At 59.9% G+C, this 21,308-nt stretch carries 18 protein-coding genes; 15 read left to right on the top strand and 3 right to left on the bottom strand.

Annotation, left to right across the window (positions count from 1 at the left end; genetic code table 11):
• The first annotated feature begins 6 nt into the window (after positions 1-6).
• From QYH43_RS06860 to QYH43_RS06790, 15 genes are all read left to right on the top strand, one after another.
• Complete coding sequence (locus QYH43_RS06860) at positions 7-681, top strand: NADH-quinone oxidoreductase subunit B family protein (protein WP_007946424.1); 675 nt, start codon at positions 7-9, stop codon at positions 679-681.
• A 72-nt stretch (positions 682-753) separates the two neighbouring features.
• On the top strand, positions 754-2,538 hold the full coding sequence (gene nuoC / locus QYH43_RS06855) for an NADH-quinone oxidoreductase subunit C/D (RefSeq protein ID WP_095059543.1): 1,785 nt from the start codon (positions 754-756) through the stop codon (positions 2,536-2,538).
• A gap of 2 nt (positions 2,539-2,540) precedes the next feature.
• A complete protein-coding gene (nuoE, locus tag QYH43_RS06850; protein WP_008020715.1) occupies positions 2,541-3,038 on the top strand; it encodes an NADH-quinone oxidoreductase subunit NuoE in 498 nt (165 codons plus the stop codon).
• Positions 3,035-4,390: an NADH-quinone oxidoreductase subunit NuoF gene (gene nuoF / locus QYH43_RS06845; protein WP_095059544.1), complete on the top strand. Its 1,356-nt coding sequence runs from the start codon at positions 3,035-3,037 to the stop codon at positions 4,388-4,390. The genes nuoE and nuoF overlap by 4 nt, the downstream gene beginning before the upstream one ends.
• 136 nt (positions 4,391-4,526) lie before the next feature.
• Positions 4,527-7,241 (top strand): NADH-quinone oxidoreductase subunit NuoG, encoded by a 2,715-nt coding sequence (gene nuoG / locus QYH43_RS06840; protein ID WP_301156698.1) that lies wholly within the window; start codon positions 4,527-4,529, stop codon positions 7,239-7,241.
• A complete protein-coding gene (gene nuoH / locus QYH43_RS06835) occupies positions 7,238-8,245 on the top strand; it encodes an NADH-quinone oxidoreductase subunit NuoH (RefSeq protein ID WP_053161451.1) in 1,008 nt (335 codons plus the stop codon). Before nuoG ends, nuoH begins: the two co-directional genes overlap by 4 nt.
• A 9-nt stretch (positions 8,246-8,254) precedes the next feature.
• Positions 8,255-8,803, top strand: a complete 549-nt coding sequence (gene nuoI / locus QYH43_RS06830) for an NADH-quinone oxidoreductase subunit NuoI (RefSeq protein ID WP_053161452.1) — start codon at positions 8,255-8,257, stop codon at positions 8,801-8,803.
• Positions 8,804-8,812: 9 nt separating this feature from the next.
• Positions 8,813-9,316 (top strand): NADH-quinone oxidoreductase subunit J, encoded by a 504-nt coding sequence (gene nuoJ / locus QYH43_RS06825; RefSeq protein ID WP_053161453.1) that lies wholly within the window; start codon positions 8,813-8,815, stop codon positions 9,314-9,316.
• Positions 9,317-9,318: 2 nt separating this feature from the next.
• Positions 9,319-9,627 (top strand): NADH-quinone oxidoreductase subunit NuoK, encoded by a 309-nt coding sequence (gene nuoK, locus QYH43_RS06820; RefSeq protein ID WP_007946416.1) that lies wholly within the window; start codon positions 9,319-9,321, stop codon positions 9,625-9,627.
• Positions 9,624-11,477, top strand: coding sequence for an NADH-quinone oxidoreductase subunit L (gene nuoL / locus QYH43_RS06815; protein WP_095059546.1), 1,854 nt, complete (start codon positions 9,624-9,626; stop codon positions 11,475-11,477). The genes nuoK and nuoL overlap by 4 nt, the downstream gene beginning before the upstream one ends.
• A gap of 39 nt (positions 11,478-11,516) precedes the next feature.
• Entirely contained in the window at positions 11,517-13,049 is a 1,533-nt protein-coding gene (nuoM, locus tag QYH43_RS06810) for an NADH-quinone oxidoreductase subunit M (protein ID WP_095059547.1), read from the top strand.
• 7 nt (positions 13,050-13,056) lie between these two features.
• The gene (gene nuoN, locus QYH43_RS06805) at positions 13,057-14,520 is read left to right on the top strand and encodes an NADH-quinone oxidoreductase subunit NuoN (RefSeq protein ID WP_095059548.1); all 1,464 of its coding nucleotides are present in this window, start codon (positions 13,057-13,059) and stop codon (positions 14,518-14,520) included.
• 368 nt (positions 14,521-14,888) lie between these two features.
• Positions 14,889-15,170 carry a type II toxin-antitoxin system Phd/YefM family antitoxin gene (locus QYH43_RS06800; RefSeq protein WP_256580361.1) on the top strand — a complete coding sequence of 94 codons (282 nt, stop codon included), beginning with the start codon at positions 14,889-14,891 and terminating at the stop codon, positions 15,168-15,170.
• Positions 15,167-15,544 carry a type II toxin-antitoxin system VapC family toxin gene (locus QYH43_RS06795; protein WP_301156697.1) on the top strand — a complete coding sequence of 126 codons (378 nt, stop codon included), beginning with the start codon at positions 15,167-15,169 and terminating at the stop codon, positions 15,542-15,544. Before QYH43_RS06800 ends, QYH43_RS06795 begins: the two co-directional genes overlap by 4 nt.
• 283 nt (positions 15,545-15,827) lie before the next feature.
• Complete coding sequence (locus QYH43_RS06790) at positions 15,828-17,141, top strand: OprD family porin (RefSeq protein ID WP_301156696.1); 1,314 nt, start codon at positions 15,828-15,830, stop codon at positions 17,139-17,141.
• A 132-nt stretch (positions 17,142-17,273) separates the two neighbouring features.
• Here QYH43_RS06790 and QYH43_RS06785 read toward each other — a convergent pair whose 3' ends face one another.
• The 3 genes from QYH43_RS06785 to QYH43_RS06775 form a co-directional block, all read right to left on the bottom strand.
• Positions 17,274-17,606 carry a DUF2790 domain-containing protein gene (locus tag QYH43_RS06785; RefSeq protein WP_095151661.1) on the bottom strand — a complete coding sequence of 111 codons (333 nt, stop codon included), beginning with the start codon at positions 17,604-17,606 and terminating at the stop codon, positions 17,274-17,276.
• Positions 17,607-17,685: 79 nt separating this feature from the next.
• Positions 17,686-17,886 carry a co-regulatory protein PtrA N-terminal domain-containing protein gene (locus QYH43_RS06780; RefSeq protein WP_095059551.1) on the bottom strand — a complete coding sequence of 67 codons (201 nt, stop codon included), beginning with the start codon at positions 17,884-17,886 and terminating at the stop codon, positions 17,686-17,688.
• Between the two features lie 222 nt (positions 17,887-18,108).
• Complete coding sequence (locus tag QYH43_RS06775) at positions 18,109-21,261, bottom strand: CusA/CzcA family heavy metal efflux RND transporter (protein ID WP_301156695.1); 3,153 nt, start codon at positions 21,259-21,261, stop codon at positions 18,109-18,111.
• Positions 21,262-21,308 lie beyond the last annotated feature (47 nt).

Genomic DNA, 21,308 nt, shown 5'->3' with positions numbered 1-21,308 from the left:
TTGGCAATGCAATACAATCTCACCAGGATCGACCCCGATGCTCCTAACGAGCAGTATCCGATCGGCGAACGGGAAACCGTTTCCGATCCGTTAGAAGATCAAGTCCACAAAAACATTTTCATGGGCAAGCTCGAAGACGTGCTTAACGGCACGATCAACTGGGGGCGCAAGAACTCCCTGTGGCCGTATAACTTCGGTCTTTCTTGCTGCTACGTGGAAATGACCACCGCCTTCACGGCGCCCCACGACATCGCGCGCTTTGGCGCCGAGGTTATCCGGGCATCGCCGCGCCAGGCGGATTTCATGGTTATCGCCGGTACCTGCTTCATCAAGATGGCGCCGATCATTCAGCGTCTCTACGAGCAAATGCTCGAACCCAAGTGGGTTATCTCCATGGGTTCGTGCGCCAACTCCGGTGGCATGTACGACATCTACTCGGTCGTTCAAGGGGTGGACAAGTTCCTGCCCGTGGACGTCTACGTGCCTGGCTGCCCGCCTCGTCCTGAAGCTTTCCTGCAAGGCCTGATGCTGTTGCAAGAGTCGATTGGACAGGAGCGTCGTCCGCTTTCCTGGGTCGTTGGTGATCAAGGCGTATACCGCGCCGAGATGCCTTCCGAGAAGGAAAAGCGCCGCGAACAGCGAATCGCAGTCACCAACCTGCGCAGCCCCGACGAAGTCTGATCCAGATCTGCTTCTTTAATAGAACGAGAACCTGGCTTCATTCTTTACGTTGACCGAAAGCGATAAATAACCATGACTACAGGCAGTGCTCTGTACATCCCGCCTTACAAGGCAGACGACCAGGATGTGGTCGTCGAACTGAACAACCGTTTTGGCCCGGAGGCGTTCACCGCCCAGGCTACCCGCACCGGCATGCCGGTGCTTTGGGTTGCCCGCGCCAAACTCGTCGAAGTCCTGACTTTCCTGCGCAACCTGCCCAAGCCGTACGTCATGCTCTATGACCTGCACGGCGTGGACGAGCGTCTGCGCACCAAGCGTCAAGGGCTGCCAAGCGGCGCCGACTTCTCCGTGTTCTACCACTTGATGTCGATCGAGCGTAACAGCGACGTCATGATCAAGGTCGCGCTGTCCGAAAGCGATCTCAGCTTGCCAACCGTTACCAGCATCTGGCCGAACGCCAACTGGTACGAGCGTGAAGTCTGGGACATGTACGGCATCGACTTCAAAGGTCACCCGCACCTGACGCGCATCATGATGCCGCCGACCTGGGAAGGTCACCCGCTGCGCAAGGACTTCCCGGCCCGTGCCACCGAGTTCGATCCGTTCAGCCTGACGCTGGCCAAGCAACAGCTTGAGGAAGAAGCCGCGCGCTTCAAGCCTGAAGACTGGGGCATGAAGCGCTCCGGCCCGAACGAGGACTACATGTTCCTCAACCTCGGCCCGAACCACCCTTCGGCGCACGGTGCATTCCGCATCATCCTGCAGCTGGACGGTGAAGAGATCGTCGACTGCGTGCCGGACGTCGGTTACCACCACCGTGGTGCCGAGAAAATGGCCGAGCGTCAGTCCTGGCACAGCTTCATCCCGTACACCGACCGTATCGACTACCTCGGCGGCGTGATGAACAACCTGCCGTACGTGCTCTCGGTCGAGAAGCTGGCCGGCATCAAGGTGCCCGAGAAGGTCGACGTCATCCGCATCATGATGGCCGAGTTCTTCCGGATCACCAGCCACCTGCTGTTCCTGGGTACCTACATCCAGGACGTCGGCGCCATGACTCCGGTGTTCTTCACCTTCACCGACCGCCAGAAGGCGTACACGGTGATCGAAGCCATTACCGGTTTCCGCCTGCACCCGGCCTGGTACCGCATCGGTGGTGTCGCCCACGACCTGCCGCGCGGCTGGGAAAAACTGGTTAAAGACTTCGTCGAATGGATGCCAAAGCGTCTGGACGAATACCAGAAAGCCGCACTGGACAACAGCATCCTGCGTGGCCGGACCATCGGCGTCGCCGCCTACAACACCAAAGAGGCCCTGGAATGGGGCGTCACCGGTGCAGGCCTGCGTTCGACCGGTTGCGATTTCGACCTGCGTAAAGCGCGTCCGTACTCGGGCTACGAGAACTTCGAATTCGAAGTGCCGCTGGCCGCCAATGGCGATGCCTATGACCGCTGCATCGTGCGCGTCGAGGAGATGCGCCAGAGCATCAAGATCATCGAGCAGTGCATGCGCAACATGCCGGAAGGCCCGTACAAGGCGGATCACCCGCTGACCACGCCGCCGCCGAAAGAGCGCACCCTGCAGCACATCGAAACCTTGATCACGCACTTCCTGCAAGTTTCGTGGGGCCCGGTCATGCCGGCCAACGAATCCTTCCAGATGATCGAAGCGACCAAGGGCATCAACAGTTATTACCTGACGAGCGATGGCGGCACCATGAGCTACCGCACCCGGATTCGTACCCCAAGCTTCCCGCACCTGCAGCAGATCCCTTCGGTGATCAAAGGCAGCATGGTCGCGGACTTGATTGCGTACCTGGGTAGTATCGATTTCGTTATGGCCGACGTGGACCGCTAAGCATGAACAGCACGCTTATCCAGACAGACCGTTTCACCTTGAGTGAAACCGAGCGCTCGGCCATCGAGCACGAGCTGCATCACTACGAAGACCCGCGCGCGGCGTCGATCGAAGCCTTGAAGATCGTCCAGAAGGAACGTGGCTGGGTGCCGGACGGCGCTCTGTACGCCATCGGCGAGATCCTCGGCATCCCGGCGAGCGACGTTGAAGGCGTGGCGACTTTCTATAGCCAGATCTTCCGTCAGCCAGTCGGCCGTCACATCATTCGCGTCTGCGACAGCATGGTCTGCTACATCGGCGGCCACGAGTCCGTGGTCAGCGAAATCCAGAGCAAGCTCGGCATCGGCCTGGGTCAAACCACCGCCGACGGTCGTTTCACCCTGCTGCCGGTCTGCTGCCTCGGCAACTGCGACAAGGCGCCGGCGTTGATGATCGACGACGACACGTTCGGTGATGTGCAGCCAGCAGGCGTTGCCAAATTGCTCGAGGGCTACGTATGACCCTGACTTCTTTCGGTCCGGCCAACCGCATCAAGCGTTCGGCCGAGACTCATCCGCTGACCTGGCGTCTGCGTGACGACGGCGAAGCCGTATGGCTCGACGAGTACCAAGCCAAGAACGGTTACGCTGCTGCGCGCAAGGCTTTCGCCGACATGGCTCAGGACGACATCGTCCAGACCGTGAAAGACGCCGGCCTCAAGGGTCGCGGCGGTGCAGGCTTCCCCACTGGCGTGAAGTGGGGCCTGATGCCCAAGGACGAATCCATCAACATCCGCTACCTGCTGTGCAACGCGGATGAAATGGAGCCGAACACCTGGAAAGACCGCATGCTGATGGAGCAACTGCCCCATCTGCTGATCGAAGGCATGCTGATCAGTGCCCGCGCACTGAAAACCTACCGTGGCTACATCTTCCTGCGTGGCGAATACACCACCGCCGCCAAGCACCTGAACCGTGCCGTGGAAGAAGCCAAGGCAGCAGGCCTGCTGGGCAAGAACATCCTGGGCAGTGGCTTCGATTTCGAGCTGTTCGTCCACACCGGTGCCGGGCGTTACATCTGCGGTGAAGAAACCGCGCTGATCAACTCCCTCGAAGGCCGCCGTGCCAACCCGCGCTCCAAGCCGCCCTTCCCTGCCGCCGTTGGCGTGTGGGGCAAGCCGACTTGCGTGAACAACGTTGAAACCCTGTGCAACGTGCCGGCAATCATTGCCGACGGCGTGGACTGGTACAAATCGTTGGCCCGTGAAGGCAGCGAAGACATGGGCACCAAGCTCATGGGCTTCTCCGGCAAGGTCAAGAACCCGGGCCTGTGGGAACTGCCGTTCGGCGTCACCGGTCGCGAGCTGTTCGAAGACTACGCTGGCGGCATGCGCGACGGTTACAAGCTCAAGTGCTGGCAGCCTGGCGGCGCTGGTACCGGCTTCCTGTTGCCGGAACACCTGGACGCACAAATGTACGCCGGCGGCATCGCCAAAGTGGGCACCCGTATGGGTACCGGCCTGGCCATGGCGGTGGACGACAGCGTCAACATGGTGTCCCTGCTGCGCAACATGGAGCAGTTCTTCGCCCGCGAATCCTGTGGCTTCTGCACCCCGTGCCGCGATGGCTTGCCATGGAGCGTCAAGCTGCTGATGGCCATCGAGAATGGCGAAGGCCAGCCAGGCGACATCGAGACCCTGCTGGGTCTGGTCGGCTTCCTCGGCCCAGGCAAGACGTTCTGTGCTCACGCACCGGGCGCCGTGGAGCCGTTGGGCAGCGCAATCAAATACTTCCGTCCAGAGTTCGAAGCCGGTATCGCGCCTGTCAGCGCCGCCGTCCCGCCTCTGGCAAGGCCGATCGTAGTCGGCGCGTAAACGCTTAAAAAAGGCGAAGGGTCCGTGCCCTTCGCTTTTCGTGTGATGACGCCTTTAACGGCTGTGTTGATTCACGCGGATAACAAGATTCCATTAGCCACGCCCGCTGACACCGGGCCAACGAAGAACTTGAACCATGGCCACTATCCACGTAGACGGCAAAGAGCTCGAAGTCGATGGGGCAGACAACCTGTTACAGGCATGTCTGTCGCTAGGCCTCGATATTCCTTATTTCTGCTGGCACCCTGCCCTAGGCAGCGTTGGCGCTTGCCGCCAGTGCGCAGTCAAGCAGTACACCGACGAGAACGACACCCGTGGTCGTATCGTGATGTCCTGCATGACGCCTGCCACCGACGGCACCTGGATCTCCATCGAAGATGAAGAGTCCAAGGCCTTCCGCGCCAGTGTTGTTGAATGGTTGATGACCAACCACCCTCACGACTGCCCGGTCTGTGAAGAAGGCGGTCACTGCCACCTGCAAGACATGACGGTAATGACCGGCCACAATGAGCGCCGTTACCGCTTCACCAAGCGTACCCACCAGAACCAGCAACTGGGCCCGTTCATTTCCCACGAGATGAACCGCTGCATCGCTTGCTACCGCTGCGTGCGCTTCTATAAAGACTACGCTGGCGGCACCGACCTCGGTGTGTACGGCGCCCACGACAACGTGTACTTCGGTCGAGTTGAAGACGGCACCCTGGAAAGCGAGTTCTCCGGCAACCTCACCGAGGTCTGCCCGACCGGCGTGTTCACCGACAAGACTCACTCCGAGCGCTACAACCGCAAGTGGGACATGCAGTTCTCGCCGAGCATCTGCCATGGCTGCTCCAGCGGTTGCAACATTTCCCCGGGCGAGCGTTACGGCGAACTGCGTCGCATCGAAAACCGTTTCAACGGTTCGGTGAACCAGTACTTCCTGTGCGACCGTGGCCGTTTCGGCTATGGCTACGTCAACCGCGAAGACCGCCCACGTCAGCCATTGCTGGCCAACGGCGCCAAGCTGAGCCTCGACGAAGCGCTGGATAAAGCCGCCGATCTGCTGCGCGGTCGCAACATCGTCGGTATCGGTTCGCCTCGCGCCAGCCTCGAAAGCAACCACGCGTTGCGCGAGCTGGTCGGTGCCGAGCACTTCTACTCCGGTATCGAAGCGTCCGAACTGGAGCGCATCCGACTGGTCCTGCAAGTGCTCAAAGACAGCCCGCTGCCAGTGCCGAACATGCGCGACATCGAAGACCACGACGCCGTGTTCGTCCTCGGTGAAGACCTGACCCAGACTGCTGCGCGCATGGCCCTGTCCCTGCGTCAATCGGTCAAAGGCAAAGCTGAAGACATGGCCGACGCCATGCGCGTTCAGCCTTGGCTCGACGCTGCGGTGAAGAACATCGGTCAGCACGCGATGAACCCGCTGTTCATCGCCAGCCTGGCTGAAACCAAGCTCGACGACATCGCCGAAGAGTGCGTTCACGCCGCTCCAGACGATCTGGCCCGCATCGGTTTCGCCGTGGCTCACGCCCTCGACGCCAGCGCACCGGCCGTTGAAGGCCTGGACGCCGAAGCCCTCGAACTGGCCAAGCGCATCGCCGACGCCCTGCTCGCGGCAAAGCGCCCGCTGATCATCGCCGGTACTTCCCTGGGCTCCAAAGCCCTGATCGAAGCCGCCGCGAACATCGCCAAAGCCTTGAAGCTGCGCGAGAAGAACGGTTCCATCAGCCTGATCGTGCCGGAGGCCAACAGCCTCGGCCTGGCCATGCTCGGTGGTGAATCGGTCGATGCCGCGCTGCAAGCCGTGATCTCTGGCCGTGCCGACGCCATTGTCGTGCTGGAAAACGATCTGTACACCCGCACCGATAAAGCCAAGGTCGATGCTGCCCTGGCCGCTGCCAAAGTGCTGATCGTCGCCGACCATCAGAAGACCGCCACCAGCGATCGCGCGCATCTGGTTCTTCCAGCCGCCAGCTTCGCTGAAGGCGACGGCACTCTGGTCAGCCAGGAAGGTCGCGCCCAGCGCTTCTTCCAGGTCTTCGATCCGAAGTACATGGACGCGAGCATCCTGGTTCACGAAGGCTGGCGCTGGCTGCATGCCCTGCGCGCCACCCTGCTGAACCAGCCGATTGACTGGACCCAGCTGGACCACGTCACCGCTGCCGTTGCTTCGAGCACTTCGATCCTCAATCGCATTGTCGATGCCGCACCGTCCGCCGCGTTCCGCATCAAGGGTATGAAACTGGCCCGCGAACCGCTGCGTTACTCCGGTCGTACCGCCATGCGCGCCGACATCAGCGTGCACGAACCGCGTACCCCGCAGGACAAGGACACCGCGTTTGCCTTCTCGATGGAAGGTTACTCGGGCTCGGCCGAACCGCGTCAGCAAGTGCCATTCGCCTGGTCTCCGGGCTGGAACTCGCCGCAAGCCTGGAACAAGTTCCAGGACGAAGTCGGTGGTCACATCCGCGCTGGCGACCCAGGCACCCGCCTGATCGAAAGCGCTGGTGATTCGCTGAACTGGTTCTCCTGTGTTCCGCGCGCGTTCAACCCTGCTCCAGGTACCTGGCAGGTTGTGCCGTTCTTCCACCTGTTCGGCAGCGAAGAGAACTCTTCGAAAGCCGCTCCGGTTCAGGAACGCATTCCGGCGGCTTATGTTGCACTGGCCAAGTCCGAAGCCGACCGTCTGGGCGTCAACGACGGTGCCATGCTGAGCCTGAACGTGGCTGGCCAGACCCTGCGTCTGCCGCTGCGCATCAACGAAGAGCTGGGCGCCGGTCTGGTCGCACTGCCTGCGGGCATCGCCGGCATTCCGCCAGCGATTTTCGGTAAATCCGTTGACGGTCTGCAGGAGGCAGCTCAATGACCTGGTTCACTCCTGAAGTGATCGACGTGATCATCGCGGTCCTCAAGGCCGTGGTGATTCTGCTCGCCGTGGTGGTCTGCGGCGCCCTGCTCAGCTGGGTCGAGCGTCGCTTGCTCGCCCTCTGGCAGGACCGTTACGGTCCGAACCGCGTGGGTCCGTTCGGCGCGTTCCAGATCGCCGCCGACATGATCAAGATGTTCTTCAAGGAAGACTGGACGCCTCCATTCGCCGACAAGATGATCTTCACCCTGGCACCGGTAGTCGCCATGAGCGCCCTGCTGATTGCCTTCGCGATCATCCCGATCACCCCGACCTGGGGCGTGGCGGACATCAACATCGGCATCCTGTTCTTCTTCGCCATGGCTGGCCTGTCGGTCTACGCGGTGCTGTTCGCCGGTTGGTCGAGCAACAACAAGTTCGCCCTGCTGGGCAGCTTGCGGGCCTCGGCACAAACCGTGTCGTACGAAGTGTTCATGGGCCTGTCGCTGATGGGCATCGTGATCCAGGTCGGCTCGTTCAACATGCGTGACATCGTTGAATACCAAGCGCAGAACCTGTGGTTCATCATTCCGCAGATCTTCGGTTTCCTGACCTTCTTCATCGCTGGCGTTGCCGTGACTCACCGTCACCCGTTCGACCAGCCGGAAGCGGAACAGGAACTGGCCGACGGTTACCACATTGAATACGCCGGCATGAAATGGGGCATGTTCTTCGTCGGCGAGTACATCGGCATCGTGCTGATCTCGGCGCTGCTGGTGACCTTGTTCTTCGGTGGCTGGCACGGTCCGTTCGGCATCCTGCCGCAGATCCCGTTCATCTGGTTCGCACTGAAAACCGCGTTCTTCATCATGATCTTCATTCTGTTGCGCGCCTCGATTCCGCGCCCACGGTATGACCAAGTGATGGATTTCAGCTGGAAGTTCTGCTTGCCGCTGACCCTCGTCAACATGCTGGTGACCGCTGCGATCGTGTTGCTCAACACGCCCGCCGTCGCGGCTCAGTGAGGATAGAGAATCATGAAGTACATATTTGACATCGTGCATGGCTTCTACACCCAGCTTCGCAGCCTGGTGATGATTTTCGGCCACGCCTTCCGCAAGCGCGACACGCTGCAGTACCCGGAAGAAGCGGTCTACCTGCCGCCGCGCTACCGTGGGCGTATCGTCCTGACCCGCGACCCCGACGGTGAAGAGCGCTGTGTAGCGTGCAACCTGTGCGCCGTGGCGTGCCCGGTCGGTTGCATCTCGCTGCAGAAAGCTGAAACCGAAGATGGTCGCTGGTACCCGGACTTCTTCCGCATCAACTTCTCGCGCTGCATCTTTTGCGGCCTCTGCGAGGAAGCCTGCCCGACCACCGCGATCCAGCTCACGCCGGATTTCGAAATGGCCGAGTTCAAACGTCAGGACCTGGTTTACGAGAAAGAAGATCTGTTGATCTCCGGCCCCGGCAAAAACCCTGATTACAACTTCTATCGTGTTGCAGGTATGGCGATTGCCGGGAAGCCGAAAGGCTCCGCGCAAAATGAAGCCGAACCGATCAACGTGAAGAGCTTGCTGCCTTAAGGAAGAAAGATGGAATTCGCTTTCTATTTCGCATCGGGTATCGCTGTGGTGTCCACGCTTCGCGTGATCACCAACACCAACCCTGTGCACGCCCTGCTCTACCTGATCATTTCGCTGATCGCCGTGGCCATGACGTTCTTCGCCCTCGGCGCACCGTTTGCCGGTGTCCTGGAAGTGATCGCCTACGCTGGCGCCATCATGGTGCTGTTCGTGTTCGTGGTGATGATGCTGAACCTTGGCCCGGCCTCGGTTCAGCAAGAGCGCGTCTGGCTCAAGCCCGGTATCTGGGGTGGCCCGGTCCTGCTCGCTGCGCTGCTGCTGGTAGAACTGCTGTATGTGCTGTTCTCCCACCAGACCGGTGAAGCCATCGGCCACACCACCGTAGACGCCAAGGCCGTGGGCATCAGCCTGTTCGGTCCTTACCTGCTGGTGGTCGAACTCGCCTCGATGCTGCTGCTCGCTGCAGCCGTCACGGCGTTCCACTTGGGCCGCAACGAAGCCAAGGAGCAATGACGATGCCTGCTATCCCTATGGAGCATGGTCTGGCGGTCGCCGGCATCCTGTTCTGCCTCGGTCTGGTCGGCCTGATGGTCCGCCGCAACATCCTCTTCGTGCTGATGAGTCTTGAAGTGATGATGAACGCCTCTGCACTCGCGTTCATCGTGGCCGGTAGCCGCTGGGCGCAGCCGGATGGACAGATCATGTTCATCCTGGTGATCAGCCTGGCAGCCGCCGAGGCCAGTATTGGCCTGGCGATCCTGCTGCAACTGTATCGCCGCTTCCACACGCTCGATATCGACGCTGCCAGTGAGATGCGCGGATGAACCTACTCTTTCTGACTTTCGTATTCCCTCTCATTGGTTTCCTGCTGCTGTCGTTCTCTCGGGGACGCATCTCGGAAAACCTGGCCGCACTGATCGGCGTGGGTTCCATCGGTCTGTCGGCGATCGTCACCGCCTACGTGATCTGGCAATTCAACGTCGCCCCGCCGGAAGGCGGTCACTACACCCAGGTGTTGTGGCAGTGGATGGCGGTGGAAGGCTTCACGCCGAACTTCGCGCTGTATCTGGACGGCCTTTCCGTGACCATGCTCGGCGTGGTTGTCGGCGTCGGCTTCCTGATCCACCTGTTCGCGTCCTGGTACATGCGCGGTGAAGACGGTTACTCGCGTTTCTTCGCGTACACCAACCTGTTTATCGCCAGCATGCTGTTCCTGGTGCTCGGCGATAACCTGTTGTTCCTGTACTTCGGCTGGGAAGGCGTGGGCCTGTGCTCGTACCTGTTGATCGGTTTCTACTACAGCAACCGCAACAACGGTAACGCCGCACTCAAAGCCTTCATCGTGACCCGTATCGGTGACGTGTTCATGGCCATCGGCCTGTTCATTCTGTTTGCCCAGCTGGGCACGCTGAACGTTCAGGAACTGCTGGTGCTGGCACCGCAGAAATTCCAGGCCGGCGACTTCTGGATGGTCATGGCCACCCTGATGCTGCTCGGTGGTGCTGTCGGTAAATCCGCACAACTGCCGCTGCAAACCTGGCTGGCGGATGCGATGGCTGGTCCTACCCCGGTTTCGGCACTGATCCACGCCGCAACCATGGTGACCGCCGGTGTCTACCTGATCGCCCGTACCCACGGCCTGTTCACCCTGGCGCCGGAAATCCTGCACCTGGTGGGCATCGTTGGCGGCGTGACCCTGGTTCTGGCGGGCTTCGCTGCCCTGGTCCAGACCGACATCAAGCGCATCCTCGCCTATTCGACCATGAGCCAGATCGGCTACATGTTCCTGGCCCTGGGCGTTGGTGCCTGGGACGGCGCGATCTTCCACCTGATGACCCACGCCTTCTTCAAGGCGCTGTTGTTCCTTGCTTCCGGTGCGGTAATCGTTGCCTGCCACCACGAGCAGAACATCTTCAAGATGGGCGGTCTGTGGAAGAAACTGCCACTGGCCTACGCCAGCTTCATCGTCGGCGGCGCGGCCCTAGCGGCCCTGCCTCTGGTCACCGCAGGCTTCTACTCCAAGGACGAAATCCTCTGGGAAGCGTTCGCCAGCGGCAACAACGGTCTGCTCTACGCAGGTCTGGTCGGCGCGTTCATGACCTCGCTGTACACCTTCCGCCTGATCTTCATCGCGTTCCATGGTGAAGCGAAGACCGAAGCCCACGCCGGTCACGGCATCGCCCACTGGCTGCCTCTGTCGGTGCTGATCGTATTGTCGACCTTCATCGGCGCGATGATCGTTCCACCGCTGCACGGCGTGCTGCCGCAAAGCGTCGGCCATGCCGGCGGCGAAGCCAAGCACAGTCTGGAAATCGCCTCGGGCGCCATCGCCCTGGCCGGTATCCTGCTGGCCGCGCTGCTGTTCCTCGGCAAGCGTCGCTTCGTCACCGCCATCGCCAACAGCGGCATCGGCCGTTTCCTCTCGGCCTGGTGGTTCGCTGCCTGGGGCTTCGACTGGATCTACGACAAACTGTTCGTCAAACCTTACCTGGCGATCAGCCACATCCTGCGCAATGACCCGCTCGATCAGACCATCGGTTTGATCCCGCGCATGGCCAAAGGCGGTCACACCGCCCTGAGCCGTACCGAGACCGGTCAACTGCGTTGGTATGCCGCCTCGATGGCTGCGGGTGCCGTGCTGGTCATTGGCGCCGTCGTGCTGGTAGCGGTCTGATATGAACCTTGCGAATTTGCGAAAGGAAACGAGCCCGTCATGATTCTGCCTTGGCTAATCCTGATTCCCTTCATCGGCGGCCTGCTGTGCTGGATGGGTGAGCGCTTCGGCTCTACCCTCCCGCGCTGGATTGCGCTGTTGACCATGTCCCTGGAACTCGCACTCGGCCTCTGGCTGTGGGCCCAGGGCGACTATTCATTTGCTCCGGCGCCTGGCGCCGATCCGACCTGGGTGCTTGAGTTCAAGCATGTCTGGATCCAGCGTTTCGGCATCAGCGTGCACCTGGCCCTCGACGGCCTGTCGCTGCTGATGATCCTGCTGACCGGTCTGCTGGGTGTCCTGTCGGTACTCTGCTCGTGGAAAGAAATTCAGCGTCACGTTGGCTTCTTCCACCTGAACCTGATGTGGATCCTGGGCGGTGTCGTCGGCGTGTTCCTCGCCCTCGATCTGTTCATGTTCTTCTTCTTCTGGGAAATGATGCTGGTGCCGATGTATTTCCTCATCGCGCTCTGGGGTCACAGTTCTTCGGACGGCAAGAAAACCCGGATCTACGCGGCGACCAAGTTCTTCATCTTCACTCAGGCTTCCGGCCTGATCATGCTGGTGGCGATCCTGGGCCTGGTACTGGTCAACTTCAACAACACCGGCGTGATTACCTTCAACTACGCCGACCTGTTGAAGACCAAGATGTCGATGACCACCGAGTACATCCTGATGCTCGGCTTCTTCATCGCCTTCGCGGTCAAGCTGCCAGTCGTACCGTTCCACTCCTGGTTGCCTGACGCTCACGCCCAGGCGCCGACCGCAGGTTCCGTCGACCTCGCCGGTATCTTGCTGAAGACCGCGGCCTACGGCCTGCTGCGTTTCGCCCTGCCACTGTTCCCGAACGCTTCGGCCGAGTTCGCGCCGATTGCCATGACCCTGGGTCTGATCGGGATCTTCTACGGTGCGTTCCTGGCGTTCGCGCAAACCGACATCAAGCGTCTGATTGCCTTCTCGTCCGTTTCCCACATGGGCTTCGTACTGATCGGCATCTACTCCGGCAGCCAACTGGCACTGCAAGGTGCAGTGATGCAGATGCTGGCGCACGGTCTGTCGGCAGCCGCACTCTTTATCCTGAGTGGCCAGCTGTACGAACGCACCCACACCCGCGACATGCGTGAAATGGGTGGCCTGTGGTCGAAGATCGCTTACCTGCCGGCCCTGAGCCTGTTCTTCGCAGCCGCGTCGCTGGGCTTGCCGGGCACCGGTAACTTCGTCGGTGAGTTCCTGATCCTGATCGGTACCTTCCCTGCTGCGCCGTTGGTCACCATCATCGCGACGTCCGGCCTGGTGTTCGGTTCGGTCTACTCGCTGATCATGATTCACCGTGCCTACTTCGGCCCGTCCAAATCGGACGCGGTGCTGCATGGCATGGACGGTCGCGAACTGATCATGGTGGTCGGTCTGGCTGCACTGCTGATCTACATCGGCGTGTACCCACAACCGTTCCTCGATACCTCTGCCGCTACGATGCATGGCGTGCAGCAGTGGCTCGGCACCGCCTTCACTCAACTCGCTTCGGCCCGGTAAGAGCGCTATGGAATTCACGACTCAACACTTTATCGCGCTTGCGCCGTTGTTGATCACCAGCGCCACGATCATCGTGGTGATGCTGGCGATCGCCTGGCGCCGCAACCACTCCCAGACCTTCCTGCTGTCGGTGGCGGGTCTGAACCTGGCTTTGCTGTCGATCCTGCCGGCCCTGAAAGTCGCGCCCCTGGCCGTGACGCCATTGCTGCAGATCGACACCTTCGCTTGCCTGTACATGGCGCTGATCCTGGTCGCCACCCTCGCCTGTGTGACCCTCGCCCACGCCTACCTCGGCGATGGCGGTTCGGGTTACCCGGGCAACCGTGAAGAACTGTACCTGCTGATCCTGATGGCTGCCGCCGGTGGCCTGGTTCTGGTCAGCGCGCAGCACCTGGCCGGGTTGTTCATCGGTCTGGAACTGCTGTCGGTGCCGGTCTACGGTCTGGTGGCTTACGCCTTCTTCAACAAGCGTTCGCTGGAAGCCGGTATCAAGTACATGGTGCTGTCGGCGGCAGGTTCCGCGTTCCTGTTGTTCGGTATGGCCCTGCTCTACGCTGACTCCGGCTCCCTGAGCTTCGTCGGTATCGGTCAGGCGCTGGCAGCTACCGGTCTGCCAAGCTCGCTGGCACAACTGGGCCTGGGCATGATGCTGATCGGTCTGGCGTTCAAGCTGTCGCTGGTGCCGTTCCACCTCTGGACGCCGGACGTTTACGAGGGTGCTCCGGCGCCGGTCGCAGCGTTCCTGGCAACCGCATCCAAAGTGGCCGTGTTCGCCGTGATGGTGCGTCTGTTCCAGATCTCGCCAGCGGCGAGCAGCGGCGTACTCAGCGACGTGCTGACCATCATCGCCATCGCGTCGATCCTGTTCGGTAACCTGCTGGCGCTGACCCAGAGCAACCTCAAGCGTCTGCTGGGTTACTCGTCCATCGCCCACTTCGGTTACCTGCTGATCGCCCTGGTGGCGAGCAAGGGTCTGGCCGTGGAAGCCATCGGCGTGTACCTGGTCACCTACGTGATCACCAGCCTCGGCGCCTTCGGCGTGATCACCCTGATGTCCTCGCCGTACAACGGCCGTGACGCGGATGCCCTGTACGAATACCGCGGCCTGTTCTGGCGCCGTCCGTACCTGACCGCCGTGCTGACCGTGATGATGCTGTCCCTGGCCGGTATCCCGCTGACCGCGGGCTTCATCGGCAAGTTCTACATCATCGCCACCGGTGTCGAATCGCATCAATGGTGGCTGGTCGGTTCGCTGGTACTGGGCAGCGCCATCGGCGTGTTCTACTACCTGCGTGTGATGGTCACCCTGTTCCTGATCGAACCGAACCTGCGTCGCCACGATGCGCAACTGCACTGGGAACAGAAAGCAGGCGGCGTGATGCTGCTGGCTATCGCCCTCGTCGCGTTCTTCCTCGGCGTCTACCCACAACCGCTGCTGACCCTGGTTCAGCAATCGGGCCTGGCGGGTTGATCGCTTAAGCGACTTCGGTAACAAACAGAAACGGCACCTTCGGGTGCCGTTTCTGCGTTTGGGATCAAAGATCAAAAGATCGCGGCCTGCGGCAAGCTCCTACGCCGGGATGGTGTATACCCTGTAGGAGTTGCCGCAGGCTGTGATTTTTTTTGCTTTTTTCCCCACCCATTTTAAGAAAATGCTTGAGCGACGGTATGGAATAGCTGACTGCCGATCATCGCTACCGTTCGCTATGGTGCGTGAAAAGCCATTCGGAGCAATCCATGAAACGGGAAGTCTTTACGTTGCGTGACAGCAGGATTGATTACTCACCCAACTCGACACATGACGATTTGACTTATCAGCAGCTTGCCTTTGTCGGCGCCATGAATTCTGGCTATATTTGTCCAGAATTCAGGAGAGAAGCCATGATCATCGTTCCGTTGGCCGAAGCTAAAAACAATCTGTCCAAACTCGTCGATGACGCTGCCGCCGGCCAAATCATCACGATCGCCAAACACGGCCGGCCACTTGCCCGACTGGTTCCCGTGGAGCGACCACGCGGACAACGAATTGGTGCGATGAAAGGCAAGCTCGTCCTTTCCGACGACTTCGATACCGCCCTGCCGGACGATTTGCTGGAGGCCTTCGAAGGGCAGCAACCATGAGGATTTTGCTCGATACCCATGTTCTACTCTGGGCACTCGCCGACGATCAGAGATTATCTGGCAAAGCCCGACAACTCATTAATACCGCCGCTGAAGTTTATGTCAGCACCGCTTCTTTCTGGGAAATGGCGATAAAGACAGGTCTGGGCAAGCTGAGCGTTGATCTGGAGGAAATCCGGCAATACTGCGTTGAAAGCGGATTCATTGAATTGCCTGTTTCAGCGGAACACGCCATTGCGGTGAAAGATCTGGAGTCACATCATCGCGACCCGTTCGACCGGCTCATTGTGGCAACCGCCATGACGGAACCGATGAAGTTGCTCACCGCAGATCCGATATTGACCCAATACACCTCCTTGGCCATTTTGGTTTAGCCCCTCGCCCCGATGGATTTGAGGCTTGCCGATTCCGGAACTGCGTAAACATCCAAAACGGCACCTTCGGGTGCCGTTTTTGCGTTTGGGGGATTTGTTACCGCCCTGCCCTCTGAGTTCGCCCACTCACATGACGAAATTGTAATCCCCTCATCACCTTGGCGTTATCCACCGATTGCAACGATGTCACCCGGCGACCCGGTGGGCGGTGCCAAGCCTCCCGCCGAACAATAAAGCTCACGCCCGGGCACGCATGCTCTCTGCCGAACCCAAGGAGTGTTTGATGGTTAACAGAACAAAATTGTCGATAGCCGCATTAGCGATGGTTATCGGCTCCGGGCCGTCCATGGTCTTTGCGCAAGATAAAGCCGAGGGCTTTATCGAGGGCAGCAGCCTGACGGTGCTCAACCGCAACTTCTATTTCAATCGTGATTACCGCAAAGGCCAGTCCGCCTCAACCGGTAATGGATATTCCGAAACCTGGGCGCACGCGATTATCACAAAGTTCGAATCCGGTTATACCCAAGGCACTTTCGGGGTGGGTGTCGATGCATTTGCGATGATCGGCATGAAGCTCGATACCGGCGACGGTCGCAACGGTGGCAACGTTATGCCCGTCAATAATGAGGGGCAGGCGCAGGACGAATACACCAAGGTGGGTGGCGCCGCCAAAGTGCGCGCCTTTGATACGGAAATAAAGATCGGTGATGTCTTTCCCACCGCCCCGGTCGTCGCATCGGGAGATTCCAGGCTGTTGCCGCAAAGCTTTCAGGGTGTCCTCGCGAGCAACAACAGTATCGATGGATTGTCGATACAGAGCGGTCGCCTGCACGCGATGAGCCAACCGGACTCCAGTGATATGAACGAGAATTTCGAGACCTATTATGGCGGCCCGGTCGATTCACCCTGGATCGCCTACTTCGGTGGCGACTACGAGCTGAACAAAAACCTCAGCTTCAGCCTGTACTCCAGTCGCCTCAAGGATGCCTGGAATCAGTATTACGCAGGCACTACTTGGACTTACCCGCTTGCCAATGATCTAGCGTTGTTCGGCGGCTTGACCTATTACAAGGCTGTCGATGAAGGCAAGCAACTGCTCGGCGAATTCGACAACAACATCTGGAGCGGCCGGGTCGGGGTAAAACTGGGCGCCCACTCCGTCGCGCTGTCGCACCAGCAAAACAATGGCAATGACGACTTCGACTATCTGCGCCTGTCCGATTCGATCTTCCTCGACAACTCCATCCAGTACAGCGACTTCAACTCGCCCAAAGAGCGTTCCTGGATGGCGCGCTACGACCTCGACATGACCACCTATGGCACTCCGGGACTGTCGTTCATGACCCGTTACGCCCGTGGCAGCGATGCCGACTATTCCAACGCCAACTCGGTGTACATGCGCCGCGATGCCGATGGCAACCCATTGACCGATCAGACGCGCTGGGAGCGCGACGTCGAAGTCAAATACGTCGTGCAGAGCGGCTCATTGAAAGATCTGTCGCTGCGCCTGCGTCAGGCCACTACCCGCGCCACGGCGTTCGAATCGGACCTGAATGAAGTCCGGGTGATTGTCGAGTATCCGTTGGCCGTTCTCTGACTTCGCTGTTCATACCCATTCACCTTTAGAAGCTCCTGGCTCCTTTGGTAAGAGGTGAATCTTTTGGCGTCCTTCGGGGCGCCTTTTTTTCGCGCATTCCATTCTGAATAACACTCCTGCAAAAATTTGGTGTCAGCCGCCGCGCTTGCGACAGTCTCCCGCCACGCTGTACTTGATCGTATTAAGTTGCCCCCGGGAGTCCTCATAAGTCATCGCCGCCGGCACCACAGCACACGCCACCGCAGGCCGTACAACGCTCACCACTTTCACCACATCCAGTTCCATCCCGTATTCATAGTCGCGCACCACCGGTACCGGCTTGCCCCGGCTGGCGGCGTACTGCTGCATGGCCTTGGTGTTGGCATCGAGCATTTTCTCGAACGTCCTGTCACCTCCACCTTCAGCCAGCGCATTCAGGGATATCGACATCACCCCTGCGAACGCAATCAATTTGATCAACTTCATACCCTGTACCTGCAAAATCCGGCTCATAAAAAAGCCCACCATCGAGACTCAATGACGGGCTTGTTCAAGTGCGACACGCTTACAAGTCTTTGCTCTTGTCGTCCTGCTTTTCATTGGAAACCACGGAATCTCGCGCCTGTTCCCTTGCGACAAATTGCTCCATCGAACGCTCATTGGCTGCCATCATTTTTTCGAACGTCCTGTCGCCGCCGCCTTCGGCCATGACCAGGGAAGACATCGCCAACGCCACAACAAAAGCACCCATCTGTACAATTTTCATGTTTGATTCCTCGTTTAATTAACTAACGGGATCAAGGTAACAATCTGAACCTTTCGTGACGGTGGCGCCGAAATTACATATCCGTTATGTGCGAGCTGTTCTACGGATCGGATACAAAAACTGCAGGAACGAGACTGCTCGCGATAACAAAATGTCAGCTGACAATGATGCTGGCTGATCCATCGCTATCGCGAGCAGGCTCGCTCCTACAAGGCGGATTACTTATTTGGCGAGGGTTTCATCTTCCTCGCGACGATGGGCGAGCTGATACAGCGCAGGCAATATCAGCAGCGTCAGAATGGTCGAAGACAAAATCCCGCCAATCACCACCGTCGCCAGCGGACGCTGCACTTCCGCCCCGGTGCCGGTGGCCAGGGCCATGGGAATGAACCCCAGGGACGCCACCAAAGCCGTCATCAACACCGGCCGCAGTCGTGTCAGCGCGCCTTCGTTGATCGCGTCAAAGAGTGAACGCCCCTCCTCCCGCAGGTTGCGGATAAACGCGATCATCACCAGACCGTTGAGCACCGCCACCCCCGACAACGCGATGAACCCGACGCCCGCCGAGATCGACAGCGGAATGTCCCGAAGCCACAGCGCCATGACGCCGCCCGTCAACGCGAACGGGATTCCGGTGAACACCAGAAGACCATCCTTGAGGTTGTTGAACATCATGAACAACAGACCAAACACCAGCAGCAATGCCACCGGCACCACGATCTGCAAGCGCTTGGCCGCCGACTGCAATTGCTCGAATTGCCCGCCCCAACTGGTCCAGTAACCCGCCGGAATCTGCACATCGCGTTCAATCTTTTCACCCGCCTCTTCGACGAACGTACCGATATCCCGTCCGCGCACGTTGGCGCTGACGATCACCAGCCGTTTGCCGTTTTCGCGGCTGACTTGATTCGGCCCCAGCACCAGGTCGAGGCTGGCGACGTCTTTGAGCGCGATGAAACCGATCTGGTTGGCAGCCGCGTTGAGCGGCGCCGGCACTGGAATCAACAGCGCCGACAGGCCGTCGATGTCCTTGCGCATGGCATCGGACAAGCGCACCACCATGTCGAAACGCCGGTCACCCTCATACAACGTCCCCGCCTGCTGCCCACCGACCGCCACCGCGATGGTGTCTTGCACATCGCCGACGTTGAGCCCGTAACGCGCGGCCTTGTCGCGGTCGATGTTGATGGTCAGCACCGGCAACCCGGTCGTTTGCTCGACCTTCACCTCGGATGCACCCTTCACCTTCTGCATGGCCGCGGCAATTTTCGTCGCCGTAGCATTGAGCACCGCCATGTCATCCCCGAATACCTTGACCGCCACATCGCTGCGCACGCCGGAGATCAGTTCGTTGAAGCGCAACTGGATCGGCTGCGACAGCTCATAGTTACTGCCCGGCAGCATCGCGGCAGCTTGTTGCAGTTCGGCCATCAGGGTTTCGCGGGACTTATCCGGGTCCGGCCACTGGTCTTTTGGCTTGAGCATCACATAGCTGTCGGAGATGTTTGGCGGCATCGGATCGGAGGCAATTTCGGCGGTGCCGGTGCGGGCGAACATCCGCTCGACCTCCGGCACTTTTTCGAGGATCAGGGTTTCCAGACGCTGCTGCATGTCCACCGATTGTGTGAGGCTCGTGCCAGGCACGCGCAAGGCTTGCAGGGCAAAATCGCCTTCGCTGAGGCTCGGTACAAACTCGCTGCCCATGCGGCTGGTCAGCACGCCGCTCAATACAATCACGCCCAGTGCCGCGCCCATCGCCACGGCGCGATGGGACATCACCCAGGTCAGCGCGGGCGCATAAACCTGACGTGCGCCGCGCATGACCGCCCCCTCTTCTTCCTTGACCTTGCCGGTGACAAACAGCGCGATCGCGGCCGGGACAAAGGTCACCGACAGCAGCATGGCGCCGAGCAATGCGATGACCACGGTGAACGCCATCGGATGGAACATTTTCCCTTCGACGCCGCTCAAGGCGAAGATCGGCAGGTACACGACCATGATGATCAACTGACCGAAAATCAGCGGCCGCCGCGCCTCCTTGGCCGCCGCGAACACTTCATGGAAACGCTCGGATCGCGTCAGCAATCGGCCGTGATGTTGCTGTGCATGGGCCAATCGGCGCAGGGTGTTTTCGACGATCACCACCGCGCCGTCGACGATGATGCCGAAATCGAGGGCGCCGAGGCTCATCAGGTTGGCGCTGACCTTGTTGCTGAACATCCCGGTGAAGGTGAACAGCATCGACAGCGGAATCACCATCGCGGTGATCAGCGCCGCACGGATGTTACCCAGGAACAGGAACAGAATCGCGATCACCAGAATCGCGCCTTCGACCAGGTTCTTCTTCACCGTGGCGATGGCTTTGTCGACCAAGTGCGTGCGGTCGTAGACCGGGACAGCGATCACGCCTTTGGGCAAGGAGCGATTGATCTGCTCCAGCTTGCTGGCGACGGCTTGCGACACGGTGCGGCTGTTTTCGCCGATCAACATGAACACCGTGCCGAGCACCACTTCACGACCGTTTTCGGTGGCAGCGCCGGTGCGCAGTTCACGGCCAATGTCCACGGTTGCGACATTGCGGACCCGGATCGGTGTGCCATCGACATTGGCCATGACGATGTTGGCAATGTCCTCGGTACTCGCCACTTGCCCCGGCGCGCGAATCAGCAACTGCTCGCCGCTGCGCTCGATGTAACCGGCGCCGACGTTGGCGTTGTTGCGCTCCAGCGCCGTGACCAGATCCGTCAGGGTCAGCTTGTACGCCGCCAGCCGTTTCGGGTCGGGCGCGATCTGGTATTCCTTGGCGAAGCCGCCGATGGTGTTGATCTCGGCCACACCGGGGACGTTGCGCAACTGCGGCTTGATGATCCAGTCCTGAATCACGCGCAGATCAGTTGGTGTGTAAGGCGTGCCATCGTCCTTGAGCGCGCCCTCCTGTGCTTCCACCGTCCACAGGAAAATCTCGCCGAGGCCGGTGGAGATCGGCCCCATCACCGCCTCCGCACCTTCGGGCAATTGCTCCCTGGCGATCTGCAAACGCTCGTTGACCAATTGGCGGGCGAAGAACAGGTCTGTGCCGTCCTTGAAAATCACCGTGACCTGCGACAGCCCCGAACGCGACAGCGAACGGGTCTGCTCCAGCGCCGGCAAACCGGCCATGGCGGTTTCAATCGGGAAGGTGATGCGTTGCTCGGTTTCCAGGGGCGAGAACCCGGCGGCGCCGGTATTGATCTGGACCTGGACGTTGGTGATGTCGGGCACAGCGTCGATCGGCAATTTTTGATAACTGGCGATGCCGAGGCCGGCCATGAGCAGAACGGCGAGCAGCACGATGATGCGCTGCTCAATGGCAAACTGGATCAGGCGTTCGAACATGAGAACTGTCTCGTCGAGGGGCGGATCGGTGGGCGTTTACGGGAAGG

The organism is Pseudomonas sp. C32 (assembly GCF_030417915.1).
GTDB lineage: Bacteria > Pseudomonadota > Gammaproteobacteria > Pseudomonadales > Pseudomonadaceae > Aquipseudomonas.
The sequence above is the reverse complement of the archived record's forward strand: the minus strand, read 5'-3'. Positions and strand labels throughout refer to the sequence as shown.